The organism is Streptomyces sp. NPDC093795 (genome assembly GCF_044764665.1).
Classification (GTDB): Bacteria; Actinomycetota; Actinomycetes; order Streptomycetales; family Streptomycetaceae; genus Streptomyces.
The window spans coordinates 635,410-651,190 of the sequence record NZ_JBIWIO010000002.1; the positions used below are offsets into that span (position 1 = coordinate 635,410).

General features: G+C 73.9%; 15 protein-coding genes. 7 read left to right on the plus strand and 8 right to left on the minus strand.

Annotated features, from left to right (window positions below):
* The first annotated feature begins 64 nt into the window (after window positions 1–64).
* From ACIRB7_RS07860 to ACIRB7_RS07880, 5 genes are all read left to right on the plus strand, one after another.
* On the plus strand, window positions 65–1,240 hold the full coding sequence (locus tag ACIRB7_RS07860; RefSeq protein ID WP_403593860.1) for a lipid II:glycine glycyltransferase FemX: 1,176 nt from the start codon (window positions 65–67) through the stop codon (window positions 1,238–1,240).
* Window positions 1,237–2,868 carry a murein biosynthesis integral membrane protein MurJ gene (gene murJ / locus ACIRB7_RS07865; RefSeq protein WP_403593862.1) on the plus strand — a complete coding sequence of 544 codons (1,632 nt, stop codon included), beginning with the start codon at window positions 1,237–1,239 and terminating at the stop codon, window positions 2,866–2,868. Before ACIRB7_RS07860 ends, murJ begins: the two co-directional genes overlap by 4 nt.
* Window positions 2,869–2,946: 78 nt before the next feature.
* Window positions 2,947–3,633 (plus strand): response regulator transcription factor, encoded by a 687-nt coding sequence (locus ACIRB7_RS07870; RefSeq protein ID WP_351210287.1) that lies wholly within the window; start codon window positions 2,947–2,949, stop codon window positions 3,631–3,633.
* An 8-nt stretch (window positions 3,634–3,641) separates the two neighbouring features.
* Window positions 3,642–5,174, plus strand: coding sequence for an ATP-binding protein (locus tag ACIRB7_RS07875; protein WP_403593865.1), 1,533 nt, complete (start codon window positions 3,642–3,644; stop codon window positions 5,172–5,174).
* On the plus strand, window positions 5,171–5,782 hold the full coding sequence (locus ACIRB7_RS07880; RefSeq protein ID WP_403593868.1) for a hypothetical protein: 612 nt from the start codon (window positions 5,171–5,173) through the stop codon (window positions 5,780–5,782). Before ACIRB7_RS07875 ends, ACIRB7_RS07880 begins: the two co-directional genes overlap by 4 nt.
* A 70-nt stretch (window positions 5,783–5,852) precedes the next feature.
* Here the strand turns inward: ACIRB7_RS07880 and ACIRB7_RS07885 are convergent, their stop codons facing one another.
* On the minus strand, window positions 5,853–6,683 hold the full coding sequence (locus ACIRB7_RS07885; RefSeq protein WP_403593870.1) for a serine hydrolase domain-containing protein: 831 nt from the start codon (window positions 6,681–6,683) through the stop codon (window positions 5,853–5,855).
* Window positions 6,684–6,744: 61 nt separating this feature from the next.
* On the opposite strand from ACIRB7_RS07885, the gene ACIRB7_RS07890 reads away from it, so the two are divergent.
* Both ACIRB7_RS07890 and ACIRB7_RS07895 read left to right on the plus strand, forming a co-directional pair.
* On the plus strand, window positions 6,745–7,152 hold the full coding sequence (locus tag ACIRB7_RS07890; protein WP_403594413.1) for a MerR family transcriptional regulator: 408 nt from the start codon (window positions 6,745–6,747) through the stop codon (window positions 7,150–7,152).
* Complete coding sequence (locus ACIRB7_RS07895) at window positions 7,149–8,174, plus strand: aldo/keto reductase (RefSeq protein WP_403593872.1); 1,026 nt, start codon at window positions 7,149–7,151, stop codon at window positions 8,172–8,174. The genes ACIRB7_RS07890 and ACIRB7_RS07895 overlap by 4 nt, the downstream gene beginning before the upstream one ends.
* 74 nt (window positions 8,175–8,248) lie before the next feature.
* On the opposite strand, the gene ACIRB7_RS07900 is transcribed toward ACIRB7_RS07895, so the two are convergent.
* The 7 genes from ACIRB7_RS07900 to ACIRB7_RS07930 form a co-directional block, all read right to left on the minus strand.
* Entirely contained in the window at window positions 8,249–9,448 is a 1,200-nt protein-coding gene (locus tag ACIRB7_RS07900; RefSeq protein ID WP_403593875.1) for an acyltransferase, read from the minus strand.
* Entirely contained in the window at window positions 9,445–10,425 is a 981-nt protein-coding gene (locus tag ACIRB7_RS07905; protein ID WP_403593877.1) for an alpha/beta hydrolase, read from the minus strand. Before ACIRB7_RS07905 ends, ACIRB7_RS07900 begins: the two co-directional genes overlap by 4 nt.
* 278 nt (window positions 10,426–10,703) lie before the next feature.
* A complete protein-coding gene (locus ACIRB7_RS07910) occupies window positions 10,704–11,384 on the minus strand; it encodes a response regulator (RefSeq protein WP_403593878.1) in 681 nt (226 codons plus the stop codon).
* Window positions 11,381–12,745 carry a sensor histidine kinase gene (locus ACIRB7_RS07915; RefSeq protein WP_403593880.1) on the minus strand — a complete coding sequence of 455 codons (1,365 nt, stop codon included), beginning with the start codon at window positions 12,743–12,745 and terminating at the stop codon, window positions 11,381–11,383. Before ACIRB7_RS07915 ends, ACIRB7_RS07910 begins: the two co-directional genes overlap by 4 nt.
* A 99-nt stretch (window positions 12,746–12,844) precedes the next feature.
* Window positions 12,845–13,762, minus strand: a complete 918-nt coding sequence (locus ACIRB7_RS07920; protein ID WP_403593883.1) for a DUF4429 domain-containing protein — start codon at window positions 13,760–13,762, stop codon at window positions 12,845–12,847.
* 74 nt (window positions 13,763–13,836) lie between these two features.
* Complete coding sequence (locus tag ACIRB7_RS07925; RefSeq protein ID WP_403593885.1) at window positions 13,837–15,051, minus strand: alpha/beta hydrolase; 1,215 nt, start codon at window positions 15,049–15,051, stop codon at window positions 13,837–13,839.
* 46 nt (window positions 15,052–15,097) lie between these two features.
* Window positions 15,098–15,757, minus strand: coding sequence for a TetR/AcrR family transcriptional regulator (locus tag ACIRB7_RS07930; protein WP_403593887.1), 660 nt, complete (start codon window positions 15,755–15,757; stop codon window positions 15,098–15,100).
* Window positions 15,758–15,781: the final 24 nt, after the last annotated feature.

The following is a 15,781-nucleotide window of genomic DNA, read 5'->3' on the forward strand; positions in this document are numbered from 1 at the left end:
CGAAATCGGCTGTGAGCCTGCTGTGCGCCCCACCACCGAGGGGCGGAACAAGGAGGCTCCCGTTGTGTCAGCGCTGCTCGTGACGGCCGCACCCACCGACCACCGCTCCCTGCGGCTCGGCCCCGTGACACCCGAGGCCTACCGCGCCTTCCTCGCCACCCGCACCGGAGCCGACGGGGCCAGCTTCCTCCAAGTCCCCTCCTGGGCGCAGGTGAAGGACGGCTGGAGCCATCAACTCGTCGGCTGGGGACCCGGGTCCGGTGAACTGACCGGCGTCGCCCTGGTGCTGCTCCGGCCCTTCCCCGGCACCCGCAAGTACTTCGCCTACCTGCCCGAAGGGCCCGTCGCCGACTGGGCCGACCCCGACGTCGACGGCTGGCTCGACCCGCTGCTCGGGCATCTGCGCGCCTCGGGCGCCTTCGCCGTCCGCATCGGGCCGGGACCCGCCCACCGGCGGTGGAACGCCGCCACCGTCAAGGCGGGCACCGGCCCCCGCCGCCGTCTCGCCGACGTCCTCGCCGACGAGGTCGACCCGCTCGGCACCGTCGTCGCCGAACGCCTGCGGGCCCGCGGCTGGCGCCGCTGCGGCGGCGAGTCCGAGGACGGCGCCGACGCCCAGCCCCGGCACGTCTTCCAGGTACCGCTCACCGGGCGCACCCCCGACGACCTGTGGAGCGGCCTCAACCAGGAATGGCGGCGCAACGTCCGCAAGGCCCGGAAGTCCGGCGTCGAGATCACCGTCGGATCGGCCGCCGACCTGCCCGAGTTCTACCGGCTGCTCCGCATCACCGAGGAGCGCGACGGCTTCCGGCTCGGCCGCTCCCTCGCGTACTACGAGCGCCAGTACGCCGTCCTCAACGCCGAACAGCCCGGCCGCATGAGGCTCTACCTCGCCCGCCACGAGGGCGAGATCCTCGCCGCCCACACCATGGTCACCGTCGGGGGCCGCGTCTGGTACCAGACCGGCGCGTCCGCCGACCACCGCCGCGAGGTCCGCCCCTCCAACGCCCTCCAGTGGCGCATGCTCCTCGACGCGCAGGCCCTCGGCGCCGCCGTCTACGACCTGCGCGGGGTACCCTCCACCCTCGATCCTGACGACCGCGCCCACGGCCTCCTCCGCTGGAAGCTCGGGACGGGCGGGCAGGTCGTCGAGACGCTGGGGGAGTGGGAGACACCGATGCGAGGCACGACCAACCACGCGCTGTACCGCGCCTTCCAGGCGTACCTGGCCCGCCGATGACGGCCACGGCAGCCGCGCTCACCACCGAACGTCCCGAGCCGAAGGCCGCGCCGTCCGCGCTCCGCAGCGGTGCGCTGATGGCCGCGGGGTCGCTCGTCTCCCGCGCCACCGGCTTCGTCCGCGCCGCCGTCGTGGCGGCGGCGCTCGGCGCGGGTTACGTCGCCGACGGTTACGCGGTCGGCAACTCCGTCCCCACCATCGTCTACACGCTGCTGCTCGGCGGCGCCCTCAACGCCGTGTTCGTCCCCGAACTGGTCAAGGCCGCCAAGGAACACGCCGACGGCGGCGTCGCCTACACGGACCGGCTCCTGACCCTCTGCGCGCTGGCCCTCACCGTGATCACGGCCGGCGCGGTCCTCGCCTCGCCCCAGATCGTCGACACGTACACCGACTACACGGGCGAGCGACGGGAGATGACGGTCGCCTTCGCGCGCGCGTGCCTCCCACAGATCTTCTTCCTCGGGCTCTTCACCCTCCTCGGGCAGGTCCTCAACGCCCGCGGCCGGTTCGGCGCGATGATGTGGACCCCCGTCCTCAACAACGTGGTCGTCGTCGCCGTCTTCGGCCTCTTCCTCGTGGTGAGCGACGGCGGCACCCTCACCCCCGGTGAGACCGCGCTCCTCGGCTGGGGCACCACCGCCGGCATCGCGCTCCAGGCCCTCGCCCTCGTGCCCTCGCTGCGCGCCGCCGGCTTCCGCTGGCGGCCCCGCTTCGACTGGCGCGGCAGCGGCCTCGCGGAGCCGCTGCGCTCGGCGGGCTGGCTGGTGCTGCTCGTCCTCACCAACCAGGGGGCGTACTGGGTGACGACCCTGCTCGCGACCTCGGCGGGCTCCGCCCCCGGCGTCGACGGCGGCTCGGGTCTCGCCGCGTACAACAACGCCTACCTCCTGTGGACGGTCCCGCACGGCATCATCACCGTCTCCCTCGTCACCGCGCTGCTGCCCCGGATGAGCGGCGCGGCCGCCGACGGCGACCTGGTGGGGGTCCGGCGGGACGTCTCGTACGCGCTGCGGACCAGCGCGGCGGCGGTCGTCCCCGCGGCCTGCGCGCTGCTCGCGCTCGCCGTACCGCTGATGACGGTGGTCTTCCGGTACGGGGCGACCAGCGCCGGCGACATCCGGGCGATGTCCTGGATCCTGATGGCCTTCGCTCCCGGCCTGGTCGCCCTCTCCGGTCAGTACGTGTGCACCCGGGCCTTCTACGCCCTGCGGGACACCCGCACACCGTTCCTGCTGAACCTGGTGATCGCCGCCCTGAACGCGTCCCTGTCGATCGCCGCGTACCACTACCTGCCCACGCGGTGGGCGGTCGCGGGCATGGCGGCGGGGTATTCCGTGGCCCTGTGGGCCGGCTGGGGAGTCACGGCGTACGTGCTGCGGCGCCGACTGGGCGGAACGTCGGCCGGGGGCGCAGTCCCGGCCCTCGCGCGGCTCCTCGTCGCGGCCGTGCCCGCCGCGGGATACGGGCTCCTCGTCACCGACCTCACAGGCCCTGCGGGCGCGGTCCCGGCGGGTCTTGCGGGGGCACTGACGGTCCTGGTCACCTTCACGACCCTGGCCCGCCCCCTCCGCCTGACGGAACTCCAGTCCCTCCTGACCAAGGCCACGACCCGCCTCGGCCGCCGGTAACGGCGCCCCCACGCCCCGCGGGACGCATGCCCGTAGGCACCGGTCAGCTCCACCCCTCCACCTTGGGATACTCCACACATGCCCCGCGTGCTCCTGATAGAAGACGACCCCTCCGTCCGCGAAGGCGTCGAGCTCGGCCTCCGTCGACGCGGTCACGAGGTGCGCACCGCGCCCACCGGGGAAGCCGGACTCGACGCGCTCGGCGAGTTCCGGCCGGATCTGCTGCTGCTCGACCTGATGCTGCCCGGAATGAACGGCGTCCAGGTCTGCCGCCGCGTCCGCGAGAGCAGCCAGCTGCCGATCATCATGCTGACCGCCCGCGGGGACGACTTCGACGTCGTCATCGGCCTGGAGGCCGGCGCCGACGACTACATCGTCAAGCCCGCCCGTACCGAGGTCATCGAGGCCCGCATACGGGCCGTGCTCCGGCGCATCGAGGAGCCCACCGGCCCCCGGTCGGCCGTCGAGTTCCACGGGGAGCTGGCCATCGACCGCGCCGGTCTCACCGTCGCGAAGGCGGGCGAGCGCATCGCCCTCGCCCCCTCCGAGCTGAAGCTGCTGCTGCACCTGACGGCCGCGCCCGAGCAGGTCTTCAGCCGTCAGCAGCTCCTCGAACACGTCTGGGAGCACAGCTACCACGGCGACGCCCGACTGGTCGACGCCTGCGTCCGGCGCCTGCGGAACAAGATCGAGGACACCCCGGGCGAGCCCCGCTACATCCAGACCCTGCGCGGCTTCGGCTACCGCTTCGGACCGCTGCTGTGAAGGCCTGCGTGAGCGCGGACCCGGACACCGCGACAGGGACCGCGACCGGGACCGCGACCGACACGGAGGCGGAGCCACCCGCCCCCCGACGCAAGCCCCGCGCCCCCCGCCTCCGCCCCCACCCCTTCGGCCTCCGCACCCGCCTCGTCCTGGCGTTCCTGCTCGTCGCCGCCGTCGGCTGCGGCACCACCGCCGCCCTCACCTACCGGGCCGCCCGCAACGCCATCCTGGAGCAGACCCAGGACACCGCCGTCTCGGCCTTCCGCGAGCAGGTCGACAACCTCAACATCACCCTGCCCGTCGAACCGGACCAGCTGCGGTCCTCACTCCTCCACATCGCCCGCCAGGGCAAGCCCCGCGCCTGGCGCGTCTACGCCGAGTACGGCACCCTCCGTATCTCCTCCACCGACCGCCCCACCTCCTCCGTCATCACCCCGGAGCTGCGTGACCGCGCCACCGACCAGACCACCCCGCACGGCAGCTTCCAGCGGGTCGTCAAGGGCGGCACCCCGTACCTCACCATCGCCGTGCCCGCCGTCTTCCACGCCCGTTCGGCCGCGGGCCCGCCCCAGCGCACCGGCCTCGTCGTCTACGCGGTCATGGAGCTCGCCGAGGAGGAGGCGAACATCGAGGCCATGGTCACCGCCGCCCGCGACGGCGCACTCCCCGCCCTCGCCATCGCCCTGATCCCCGCGCTCATCGCCGCGCGCGGAGTGCTCCGCCCCGTGCGGGAGCTGCGCCACGCGGCCCACAGCATGGGGCGCGGCCGTCTCGACACCCGTATCCACGCCAAGGGCAGCGACGAACTCGCCGACCTCGCCCGGACGTTCAACGAGTCCGCCGCCGAGCTGGAACGTTCCGTCGCGGAACTCCGCAACGCCGAGGCCCGCGCCCGCCGCTTCGCCTCCGACGTCTCGCACGAACTCCGCACCCCGCTCGCCGGGATGCTCGCCGTCACCGAGGTCCTCGACGAGGACGCGGGGACCCTCGACAGCGACACCGCCCGCGCGGTCCGGCTGATCAGCGCGGAGACCGGGAAGCTCGCCGTGCTCGTCGAGGACCTCATGGAGATCTCCCGGTTCGACGCGCGGGCCGCCGAACTCCACACGGACGAGGTCGACGCCGCCGACTGCGTCCGCAAGACCCTCCAGCACCGGTACTGGACCGATCCGCACCAGGTCGTCCCGTGTCTCACCGAGGGGATCAGGGCCCGGCTCGACCCGCGCCGCTTCGACGTCGTCGTCGCCAACCTCGTCGGCAACGCGCTGCGGCACGGCGGCGCGCCGGTGGCGGTCCGGCTGTACGCGGAGGGGGACGAGCTGGTGACGGAGGTCGCCGACCGGGGCCCCGGCATCCACCCGGACGTCCTGCCGCACGTCTTCGACCGCTTCTACAAGGCGGACAAGGCCCGGACGCGCTCGGCCGGCAGCGGCCTGGGCCTGGCGATCACGCTGGAGAACGTACGACTGCACGGCGGCACCGTCACCGCCGCCAACCACCCCGAGGGCGGCGCGGTCTTCACCGTACGGATGCCGCTGTGAGGCGCCGGCCGGCCTGCGCGGCCCTGGCCGCCGGCCTGCTGGCGCTCGCCGGCTGCGGCATACAGAAGAGCGACGTCGTCGAGGCGGGCGGGGCCGCGACCGTCGTCATCGCGCCGATCCCCGAGGAGCGGATGGTGCTCTTCTTCCTCGGCCCCGACGGCCTGCCGATGCCGGTGGTCCGTGAGGGCGGGCCCACCGGACCCGAACCCACCCCCACCCCGGGCGCCGAGGCGGACACCCGGGTTCCCCACGACGAATTCGGTCCGGGGTACGAGGCATCCGCCGGTGACCTGGGGGTACGGGGGCTCCTCACCGACAAGATCCTCGCCGCCCTCGTCTCGGGGCCCAGGCCCACCGAGGCCGACGTCGGCATCACCACCGCCCTGCCGGAGAGCGACCGGATGCCGCACGTCGAGACGCTCGGGGCCACACCGGAGGGGAGCCTGCTGATCCGGCTGCGGGCCCCCTTCCCCGTCACGGGGCTTTCGGAGGCGGCCGTCCGCCAGCTGGTGTGCACGGCCGCCTACGCGGTGCACCCGGCCGGCCTGGCCGAGGTGTCCGTCAGCGGTCAGGACGGCCTGCTGCCGACCGCCCGCTGCGACGGCTGAGCCCGGAACTACGTACGGGCGAGGCGTGCCGCCGCCCAGTGCCCCGCGCCACGCAGGCCGCCCGTACCGCTCAGTGCGCCCGGAGCTCCGCCAGCACCGCGTCCGTGAACGGCGGCCAGGCCTCGATCGCCCAGGGCCCGAAGGGCCGGTCGGTGAGCGCCACGCAGGCCGCCCGCGCGTCCGGGTCGATCCACAGGAACGTGCCGGACTGACCGAAGTGACCGAAGGTGCGCGGCGAGGACGTGGCGCCCGTCCAGTGCGGGGACTTGCCGTCGCGGATCTCGAAGCCGAGACCCCAGTCGTTCGGCCGCTGGTGCCCGTAACCGGGCAGGATCCCGGTCAGGCCGGGGTGCGTGACGCTCATCGCGTCCAGGACCGTGCGCGGATCGAGCAGTCGCGGCGCCTGCACCTCGGCGGCGAACCGCACCAGGTCGTCGACGGTCGACACGCCGTCCTTGGCGGGCGATCCCTCCAGGGACGTGGAGGTCATGCCGAGCGGCTCCAGGACGGCCTGGCGCAGGTACTCGGCGAAGGGGATGTCGGTCGCCTTGGCGACATGGTCGCCGAGCGCCTCGAAGCCGGTGTTCGAGTAGATCCGGCGGGTGCCGGGCGCGGCCATGACCCGGCTCTCGTCGAAGGCGAGCCCCGAGGTGTGGGCGAGGAGATGGCGGACCGTCGAGCCCTCGGGCCCGGCCGGCTCGTCGAGGTCGATCGCCCCCTCCTCGTACGCGACGAGGACGGCGTACGCCGCGAGCGGCTTGGTGACCGAGGCGAGCGGGAACCGCCGCCCGGTCGGCCCGTGGGACCCGGCCAGGGTGCCGTCCGCGCGGACGACGGCGGCCGCCGCGGTGGGGACGGGCCAGTTCTCGATCGACGCCAGGCTCGGCACGCTGCTCTGCATGCGGCCGAGCCTACTTGCTTGGAGTGCACTCCAACGTTTTAGCGTGGGGGTCATGAGCGTGATGGCGAGCACGGCGACGAGTACGAACGGCAGCAAGACGCACTACACCATCAGCGAGGTCGCCGCCCTGACCGGCCTCTCGGCGCACACCCTGCGCTGGTACGAGCGGATCGGCCTGATGCCGCACGTCGACCGCTCGCACACGGGCCAGCGCCGCTTCACCGAAGGGGACCTGGGCTGGCTGGGTTTCGTCGGCAAACTGCGGCTGACCGGGATGCCGGTCGCCGACATGGTCCGGTACGCCGAGCTGGTCCGCGAGGGCGACCACACCCGCGACGCGCGCCGGGAACTCCTGGAGACCACCAGACGTGACGTGCTCTCCCGGATCACCGAGCTCCACGACACGCTCGCCGTGCTCGACATCAAGATCAGTCATTACGGGACCGCATGCGGAGGCACATCTTCATGACCAGCGCGACCACCATCGACACCGTACGTCTCGGCGGCCAGGACGGACCCGAGATCGGCGTCCAGGGCTTCGGCGCCATGGGCATCAGCGAGTTCTACGGCGACACCGACGAGGCCGCCGCCCGTGACACCCTCGACGCCGCCCTCGAGGCAGGCGTCACCCTGATCGACACCGCCGACATCTACGGAAGCGGCACCAACGAGGAGTTCCTCGCCCCCTTCCTCGCCGCCCACCGCGACGAGGTCGTCCTCGCGACCAAGTTCGCCATCGAGCGGCGCGCCGACGACCCGGCGTACCGGGGCATCCGCAACGACCCCGCGTACATCAGGAAGGCCGCGGAGGACAGCCTGCGCCGACTCGGCATCGAGACCATCGACCTCTACTACATGCACCGCCGCGACCCGGAGGTCCCGTTCGCCGAGTCCGTCGGCGCGATGGCCGAACTGGTGAAGGAGGGCAAGGTCCGCCACCTCGGCCTCAGCGAGGTCACAGGGCCCGAACTGCGCGAGGCCCACGCCGTGCACCCGATCGCCGCCCTCCAGTCGGAGTGGTCGCTCTTCTCCCGGGACGTGGAGCGCAGCGCCGTCGGGGCCGCCGCCGAACTCGGGGTCACCTTCGTGCCGTACTCGCCGCTCGGCCGGGGCTTTCTGACCGGGACGTTCGCGGACGCCGCCAAGGACCTGTCGGGCGGCGACTTCCGCCGGCACCAGCCCCGGTTCACCGGCGAGAACGCGGAGCGCAACGCCGCCCTGCTCGACCCGGTCCGCAGGATCGCCGCCGCGCACGGGGCGACGCCGGCGCAGATCGCCCTCGCCTGGGTGCAGCAGCGGGCCTCCGTCCACGGCCTGACGGTCGTCCCGATCCCGGGCACCCGCAAGCGCGCCCGCCTGGAGCAGAACGCGGCCGCCACCCGTATCACCCTCTCCCCGTCCGAGCTGGCCGAACTGGAGCCGATCGCGGGCCTGGTGGCGGGCGACCGCTACCCGGACATGCGGTCCACGTCCGCGGCGCGCGAGGTCTGACGGGCGGGGCGGCGCGACGACGGCGACGACGACGTCCCGCCACGCAGCCCCACGAGCCCCACAAGCCCTGTGAGTCACGCAAGCCCCAGGGCGAACGCCGCGAACCCCGCCGCGAGCACTCCCGCGAGGGTGCGGCGGGCCGGTCCGGTGCTCGTCCAGGGGGACTCGAAGCCCCGGGCGTACCGGCCGATGAGGACGAGCAGTCCGGCGAAGACCGGCATCCACGCCAGCCGGGCGACGATCCAGCCGACCGAGTCCGGCGCGCCGACCAGGCCCGGGACCTCCCCGAGGTACGAGGAGGCGGGGATCGCGGCGGTGAGCATCGCGGTCTGGTGCCAGCACAGGATCGTCATCGCGGACAGGTTGACCACCACGACCGGGGCCCACACCGCGGGCCGCTTCAGGAGTCCGCCGATCCGGTCCCGGAGCAGGATCGCCGCACCGCTCTGCGCGGCGGCGAGGGCGAGGACGAGCAGCGACGGCGGGTGCGAGTTGGTGCGGGCCTCGCCGGGGACGCCGACCATCGACGCCGGGTAGCCGAAGACGAGCAGGAGGGCGGCGAACAGCGCGGCCCCGCCGACGAGCAGCCCCCACGCGTGCCGCCGGGTGACCCGGCCCTCGCCCCAGGAGACGCCGAGCTGATACGCGAAGAGCCAGCCGGGCAGGATGTTCAGGAGGCTCAGCCAGGACGGCACGGCGTCGGCGTACGGCCCGTACCGCAGGAGGTCGACGACGGCGACCGAGCCGAGCAGCGGGGCCGCGGCCCACACCCCGAGGCGGCGGGCCGCCCGTATGCACAGCGGCGTGAGCGCGGTGACGGCCGCGTACACCCCGACGAACCAGAGCGGCTGGATCACCAGCGTGGACGCCGTCCGCAGGGTGTCCACGGGCACCCCGACGCCGAAGTGCAGCAGCGGCAGGAGCGCGGCCCACACGGCGGTGACCCCGAGGACGGGACGGCCGAGGCGGGCGAGGCGGCCCTTCAGCCACTCACCCGTGGAGCCCTTCCGCCGCCGGTACGACAGGACGGAGGCGTAGCCGCCGACGAGGAAGAAGATGCCCAGCATCTGGAGGACCCAGCTGACGGGGGCGAGCCCGGCGAAGGCGCCCAGCGGGCTCGCGTTGTGGATCGCGCCGTCGGCGGAGAGCGTGAACCCGCCGAGCAGCCAGTGACCGGTGGGCACGGCGAGCAGGGCGAGGGCGCGGAGCCCGTCGATCGCCCGGTCGCGGTGGACGGGGGTGGAGGACTCGATCCTCTCGACGAGCCTGTTCATCGGACGTCCCCCGCGGCGATCGCGGCGAACGTACGGAGCGAGGCGGTGCCGGCTGCGAAGTAGCCACCGTGGCCGGCGGCGTCCTCGGCCGGGACCCGGCGAGCGCCGAAGGCCGGGTCGGCCGGGTCGGCGCCGTGACCGAGGCCCGCGAACTCGACGTGGGGGACCCGGTCGATCCAGTCGGTGGGATCCTTCGCGGCCCAGACGCGGGCGGAGGTGCCGAGCTCGCCGACGTTCTCGGCGCGCATCCCGGGGGAGCCGAACACGACCAGGTCCTTGGCCTTCAGCTCGCGGGCGGCGAGGCCGCAGACCACGGAGCCGTAGCTGTGGCAGAACAGGGACGGCTCGGCCGCCCCGACGGCCGCGAGCCCGTCGACGAAGCGGGTGAGCCGGTCCGCCCCGGCCTCGGCCAGCCGGCCGGTGGCCGCGTCGAGGCCGACACCGACGGGGGTCGTGTACCCGGCCCAGGCGACGACCGCGGTACGGCCGCCGGTCGCCCGGCGCAGGGCGGTCGCCATGTCCGCGAGCGGCCGTACGTGCTCCGCGTCGATGTCGGAGCCGGGCACGACCACCGCCACGTGCTCGGCCCGCGCGAGGTCCCCGTACACCAGGGCGACCTGACCCCGGCCGCGCGGATCGTGCGCCAGGACCCGCGCCCCACCGAACTGCCCTCGCGTGGAGCGGGCGTTGACGGCGTACCGCAGCTCCAGAGGCACCCCGTCGAGGTTCCCGACGACGGCGGGGTGGGTGCGGGCCAGTTCTTCCTGTTGTACGGGGTCGAGTCCCGCGAAGAACCGCGCGATCCCGTCCGGGCTCGTCCGCTCGGGGTCCGGCAGCCCCGCGGCCCGCCACCCGGCAGTCCCGACCGGCCCGCCGGTGACGGCCTCCTGGGCGTTCCCGGACGCCCAGCCGGCCGTCCCGGCGATCACGGTGGCCACCAGGGCCACGGTGGTCAGGGTCCTCGCAAAGCGGCGCATGGGCTCGCCCTCCCTCTCCGGTTCTCGCTCGTTCGTCGGCGAGAGGAAAGTAGGAAGACGACGGGTGACGGCACGTCACACCGGGGGGCCAACCCTCGGTTGATACCCGGGTAGGGGGTGGAGGAGCAGGCAACACCAGGGTGGGGGTGGGGATTTCCCCCGGGGGGGTGGCGGGGGTGTGCGGCGGGCCGGGACCGGCCGCACCAGGGATCAGGACTGGCCCGGGGTCAGGACTGGTCCGGGATCAGGACTGGCCCGGGGTCAGGACTGGCCCGGGGTCAGGGCTGGCCCGGCGTCACAAGCCCCGACTCGTACGCGAAGACCACCGCCTGCGCCCGGTCGCGCAGGTCCAGCTTGGCGAGGACCCGCCCGATGTGGGTCTTCACCGTCTGTTCGGCGAGGACCAGGTGGTCCGCGATCTCCTGGTTCGACAGGCCCCGGGCGATCAGCTCCAGGACCTCCGTCTCGCGCGGGGTGAGCCCGTTCAGCCGCAGCGCCGTGGTGTCCCGGCGCGGCGCGGGCCGGGACGCGGCGAAGTCGGCGATGAGCCGTCGCGTCACGGACGGGGCGAGCAGGGCCTCGCCCGCCGCCACCACCCGTACCGCCGCGATCAGATCGGCCGGCGGCGCGTCCTTCAGGAGAAAACCGGAAGCACCCGCGCGTAGCGCCTCGTACACGTAGTCGTCCACGTCGAAGGTGGTCAGCATCAGCACCTTCGGCAGGTGCGTGACACCCATCGGCGGGTGCAGGATCTCCCGGGCGGCGGCGAGTCCGTCCAGCTCCGGCATCCGTACGTCCATCAGCACGACGTCCGGGTGTGTCGACCGTGCCACGTCCACGCCCTGCCGCCCGTCGGGGGCCTCGCCCACCACGTCGATGTCGGGCTGGGCGGCGAGCAGTGCGGCGAATCCGGCCCGCACCATGGCCTGGTCGTCGACGATGATCACGCGGATGGTCACTCGGGGTCCTTGGCTGTGGCGGTGGAGGGCGACGTCGCCGCGAGGAGCGGGTCCGGTGTCAGAGGCATCCGCGCGGCGACCCGGAAGCCGCCGTCCGGCAGCGGCCCGGTGTCGAGCGAGCCGCCCGTCAACCGTACGCGCTCCCGCATGCCGACGAGCCCGTGCCCGGTACCGGACGCGCCCCGCTCGACCGAGGAACCCGGCTCGGTGGAAGGCCCGTTGACAACGAGGACCGTCAGCCAGCCCCCCTCCGCCCGCACCGAGACCCGCGTGGACGCGCCCGGCGCGTGCCGGACGACGTTGGCCAGGGCCTCCTGCACGATCCGGTACGCGGACAGGTCCACCGCCTGCGGTACGTCCCCGAGGTCGGCGGCGAGCCGCAGCTCGGCCGGCACCCCGGCCCGTACCGTCGCCTCCACCAGCTGCTGGACCCGGTCGAGGCCCGGCTGCGGGGCCCGCTCGCCCTCACTGCCGTCGCTGCGCAGCACGGACAGGAGCCGGCGCATCTCGGCCAGCGACTCGCGCGCGCTCGCCGCGATCGAGGTGAACTCCTCGCGGGCCGCGTCCGGGAGCTCCGGGATGCGGTACGGGGCCGAGTCGGCCTGCACGGTGATCACGGACATGTGGTGGGCCACCACGTCGTGCAGCTCGCGCGCGATCCTGGCCCGCTCCTCCAGGAGGGTGCGGCGGGCCCGCTCGGCCTCGCTGATGGTCTCCTGCTCCACCAGGCGCCGCTGGGCGTCGCCACGCGCGCGTACCGCCGAGGTGAGGAGCAGCAGGACGCCGCTGAGGACGAGCAGCAGGGTGTGGACGCTGGTGTACCCGGCCGGCCGGATCGCCTCCAGGGCGTATCCGGCCGCGCCCGTCGCGAGCCAGACCCCGAACAGGGCCCGGCGGGACTCGCGGAGGCCGAGCGCGATCATCAGCGCGCAGTAGCCGACGACGGCCGGCGGGGTCCAGGGCCAGAGGTGGGCGCGGGGACCGTCCGCGGCGAGCAGGACGAACGCGCCGATCACGGAGGCGGCGAAGACGATCCACCAGGCCTGGAGGGGGCGGGCGACGGCGAGCAGCAGCGGCGCGGTCTGGGCGGTGCCGATGGCCCCGGCGAGCGCGCCGTTGACGCCGTAGTCCCCGGTGAGGAGGTGGACCGTGGTGGGGAGCAGGGAGGCGACGAGGGCGACGGCGACGGCGTACGGCAGCAGCCGCACCCAGCGGGAGGAGGCGTCGGAGAGGAGCGGCGCCCCTGGTGTGGCGGGGGTGGTGAGCGCGGTCCCGAGCCCCTGGAAGAACTCGCGTGTCCGGGCGCTGAGCTGCCTGAGGTGCTGAGAGGGAGGCGGGTCGTGCCGCGGTTCGGTAGTCATGGCCCGCCCAGGGTAGGCAGGGCACCCGGCCCCCGACGTCATACCGGGGACCGGGCTCCGGCCTGATACCCGGGTATGACCCCGGCGCCCACCGGCGGGCTACAGCTCCGCCAGGAGTTCCGCCTTCTTCGCCGAGAACTCCTCGTCCGTCACCAGTCCCGCCTGGTGCAGTTCACCCAGGTGGCGAATCCTTTCAGCGACCGCCCCGGGGGCGGCCACGCGGGCCGGGACGCGGTCGGTGGTCCGGATCGCCGCGAGGACCGCCGCCGCGAAGGGGAGCGACAGGTGCACCGGCCCGTAGCCGAGGCCGAAGACGACGGAGGCGGGGTCCCGGTCCGGCTGCGACGCCCGGGGTTCGCCGCCCCGGGGCAGCAGCCGCAGGTGCCCGTCGAGGACGTCGGGCGAGCGCCACTCGACCCCGCAGAGGTCCCGTACCTGGAAGGTCTGGTCGCCCGCCTTCCACTTCTCGGAGGACGCCCCCGTCCAGGACCAGCGGAACGCGACCTCCCCGTGCCCGTCGAAGCTCGCCTTCCCGTCGTACGCCTTGAAGGACTGCGGGCCCGCAGGGGGCGCCACCAGGAAACGCTCGGCGGGCGTCACATCGGAGGCGGGCGTCCCTGCGTCGTCCGGGGCATCGGGGGCCTCCGGGGTGGCGGGGGCGCCCCAGGCGCTCGGGGCACGCCGCGCGAGCGCCGCCCGCAGCTCGTCCCGGTAGTACTCGGCGAGCGTCTCCCGGTCCGCCGGCAGCACCAGACGGTACGGATCGCAGTGCTCCGCGAGCTGCCCCGCGGCCGCCTCCATCAGGGGATCGGCGCCCGGCCTCGGGACGGCGTGCAGCACGACCGTGCCCCGCTTGCCGGGCATGAGCGTCACGGACGCCAAGGCCTCGTGCGGTACGCGTCGTTCGCGCAGGACGCTGAAGAGCCTCGGCGTGCGGTTCCCCCGGTCGAAGCGGATGACGAGGGCGTCGCTCTCGAACTCCCAGGTGGCTTGATTTCCGGCCAGCACATCACCCATACGCCACATCGTATGCGGCACGTGCCCGCGCGTCGCCCCTGCGAAAGGTCCTGAAATTACGTAATCTACGCGCGTCAGCGCCCTTCCGCACCGGATATTCCGTCGTGGCAAGCGCCGTCGGCACGTGCGCACACCAGGCTCCGGTAGGAGCCGACGCCTATCGCGGCGAAGTTGCCGAGGCTCTCGGTTCCCGGCTCGAAATAGCCGCTGTGGCCGACCGCCCCCCGCGCCGAGAGAAGCCGGGCGCCGAACTCCGGGGCCACCGGGTCGGCGCCGTGCCCGATGCCGCCGACCTCCATGTGCGGCACGTCCGCGATCCAGTCGTCGGCGTCCCGCATCGCCCACACGCGCGCGTGGGTGGCGAGTTCGGCCGCCCGGCCCACCCGCATCCCGGGGCTTCCGGCCACGGCCAGGTCCGTCACCCGGTCGGGGAGCCGGGGGGCGGCGACCCCGCAGAGCACGGAGCCGTAGCTGTGGCAGAACAGCACCACGCGCGCGTCCCCGGGCAGCGCCCGGGTCAGCTGCACGAGCCGTACGGCGCCCGCCTCGGCGAGCCGGCCGGTCATCGCGTCGACGCCGACCCCGGCGGGCGCGGTGTAGTCGGCCCAGGCGATCACCGCGGTACGGGTGCCGGGCGCCGACCGCCGCTCGGCGGCGTGGAGCGCCTCGGCCATGCCGGCGGGAGCCCCGTACCGGCCGTGGGACTTCTGGAAGGTGAGGAGGTTGGTGTCGACGCCGGGCACGATCACGGAGACCCGCAGGGCCCGCTCCAGGTCCCCGAGGACCTCGGCCGTCCGCCCCGTACCGGTCGGGTCGAAGGCGAGGATCTGACGGCCGGGCCGCATCAGCGAGGTGAAGCGGTCGGACCTGCGCCGCGCCTCGTGCCGTCCCTCGGCGGACAGCCGGGTGTCGCCGACCCGGTCCCGCTCGACGGCGAGCGCATGACCGAGGGTGACGCGGTTGGCGCGGTAGCGGAGGGCGACCGGGGCGCCGTCGAGGTTGCCGACGACGAGCGGGTGCCGGTCGGCGAGCCGGACCGCGCGCGCGTGGCCGAGTCCGGCGAAGAACGCGGCGACGGTACGGGAGGGGGCGCCGGGACCCGGCAGCGGGCGGTGGTCGATCCGGTCCCGCGCCCAGGCGGCGAGCGCGGCATCGTGCGACGGGCCGGGCTCGGGGCGGTGCCGGATCGTGGTCCACCCGGTGATCGCGAGGAGCACGAACACGACGGCGAGCGCGAGGAGGGCGCGCACGACGGTCAGGGTGGGCGAGGCGGCTTCGGCTGAGGTCACGGGCCGCCACCCTACGGGGCGGGAGTGAACGCTCGCGGATCCGGTTCTACGGAGCGCCGCCCTGTCCCGCGTTCCCCCGGTCCCGCCAGCTGGGGGCGAGGGCCGGGCCGAGGTGGTCGAGGTACCTCTCGGTGAGGTCGCGGATGGCCTCCAGGCTCTGGTCCGTACCCCGGCCCCACAGCTGGGCCGTCACGCGCATCACGCCGCTGAACGCCGCCACCGCGATCCGGGGGCGCGGGTCCTCGTCCACGTCGAGGCCCTCGCGGACGGCGATGATCCCGGCGATGGTCTCCTCCATCTCGGTGGAGCGGCGCAGATGGACGGCGAGCAGCGCGGGGGTCGACTCGATCATCTGGAAGCTGCGCAGATACAGCTCGACCGGCACGACCTCGGTGATGGCGTCGCCGATGGTGTCCCAGGCGCAGAGCACCGCGTTCCGCATCGCGTCGAAGGGGCCTTCGGCCGGCGGACGCTGTCGGAGTGCCTCGACGAAACGCTCCTCCACCATGTGCTGGACGGCGAAGGCGACCTCCTCCTTGGAGGAGAAGTACCGGAAGAAGGTGCGCTGGGAGACCTCGACGGCGTCGACGATCTCGTCGACGGTGGTCCGCTCGTACCCCTGGGCGGTGAAGAGTTCGAGGGCCACCCGGGTCAGCTCGTCGCGCGTGCGTTGCTTCTTCCGCTCGCGCAGGCCGGGCAGGGTCACGTCAGGGTCCTTTTTTCAGGCATT

Coding starts and splice junctions, on each gene's coding strand:
- ACIRB7_RS07915 (WP_403593880.1), bottom strand. CDS start 12,745: ATGACTACCGAACCGCGGCACGACCCGCCTCCCTCTCAGCACCTCAGG.
- ACIRB7_RS07920 (WP_403593883.1), bottom strand. CDS start 13,762: ATGGGTGATGTGCTGGCCGGAAATCAAGCCACCTGGGAGTTCGAGAGC.
- ACIRB7_RS07890 (WP_403594413.1), top strand. CDS start 6,745: ATGGCGAGCACGGCGACGAGTACGAACGGCAGCAAGACGCACTACACC.
- ACIRB7_RS07900 (WP_403593875.1), bottom strand. CDS start 9,448: ATGAACAGGCTCGTCGAGAGGATCGAGTCCTCCACCCCCGTCCACCGC.
- murJ (WP_403593862.1), top strand. CDS start 1,237: ATGACGGCCACGGCAGCCGCGCTCACCACCGAACGTCCCGAGCCGAAG.
- ACIRB7_RS07895 (WP_403593872.1), top strand. CDS start 7,149: ATGACCAGCGCGACCACCATCGACACCGTACGTCTCGGCGGCCAGGAC.
- ACIRB7_RS07905 (WP_403593877.1), bottom strand. CDS start 10,425: ATGCGCCGCTTTGCGAGGACCCTGACCACCGTGGCCCTGGTGGCCACC.
- ACIRB7_RS07870 (WP_351210287.1), top strand. CDS start 2,947: ATGCCCCGCGTGCTCCTGATAGAAGACGACCCCTCCGTCCGCGAAGGC.
- ACIRB7_RS07885 (WP_403593870.1), bottom strand. CDS start 6,683: ATGCAGAGCAGCGTGCCGAGCCTGGCGTCGATCGAGAACTGGCCCGTC.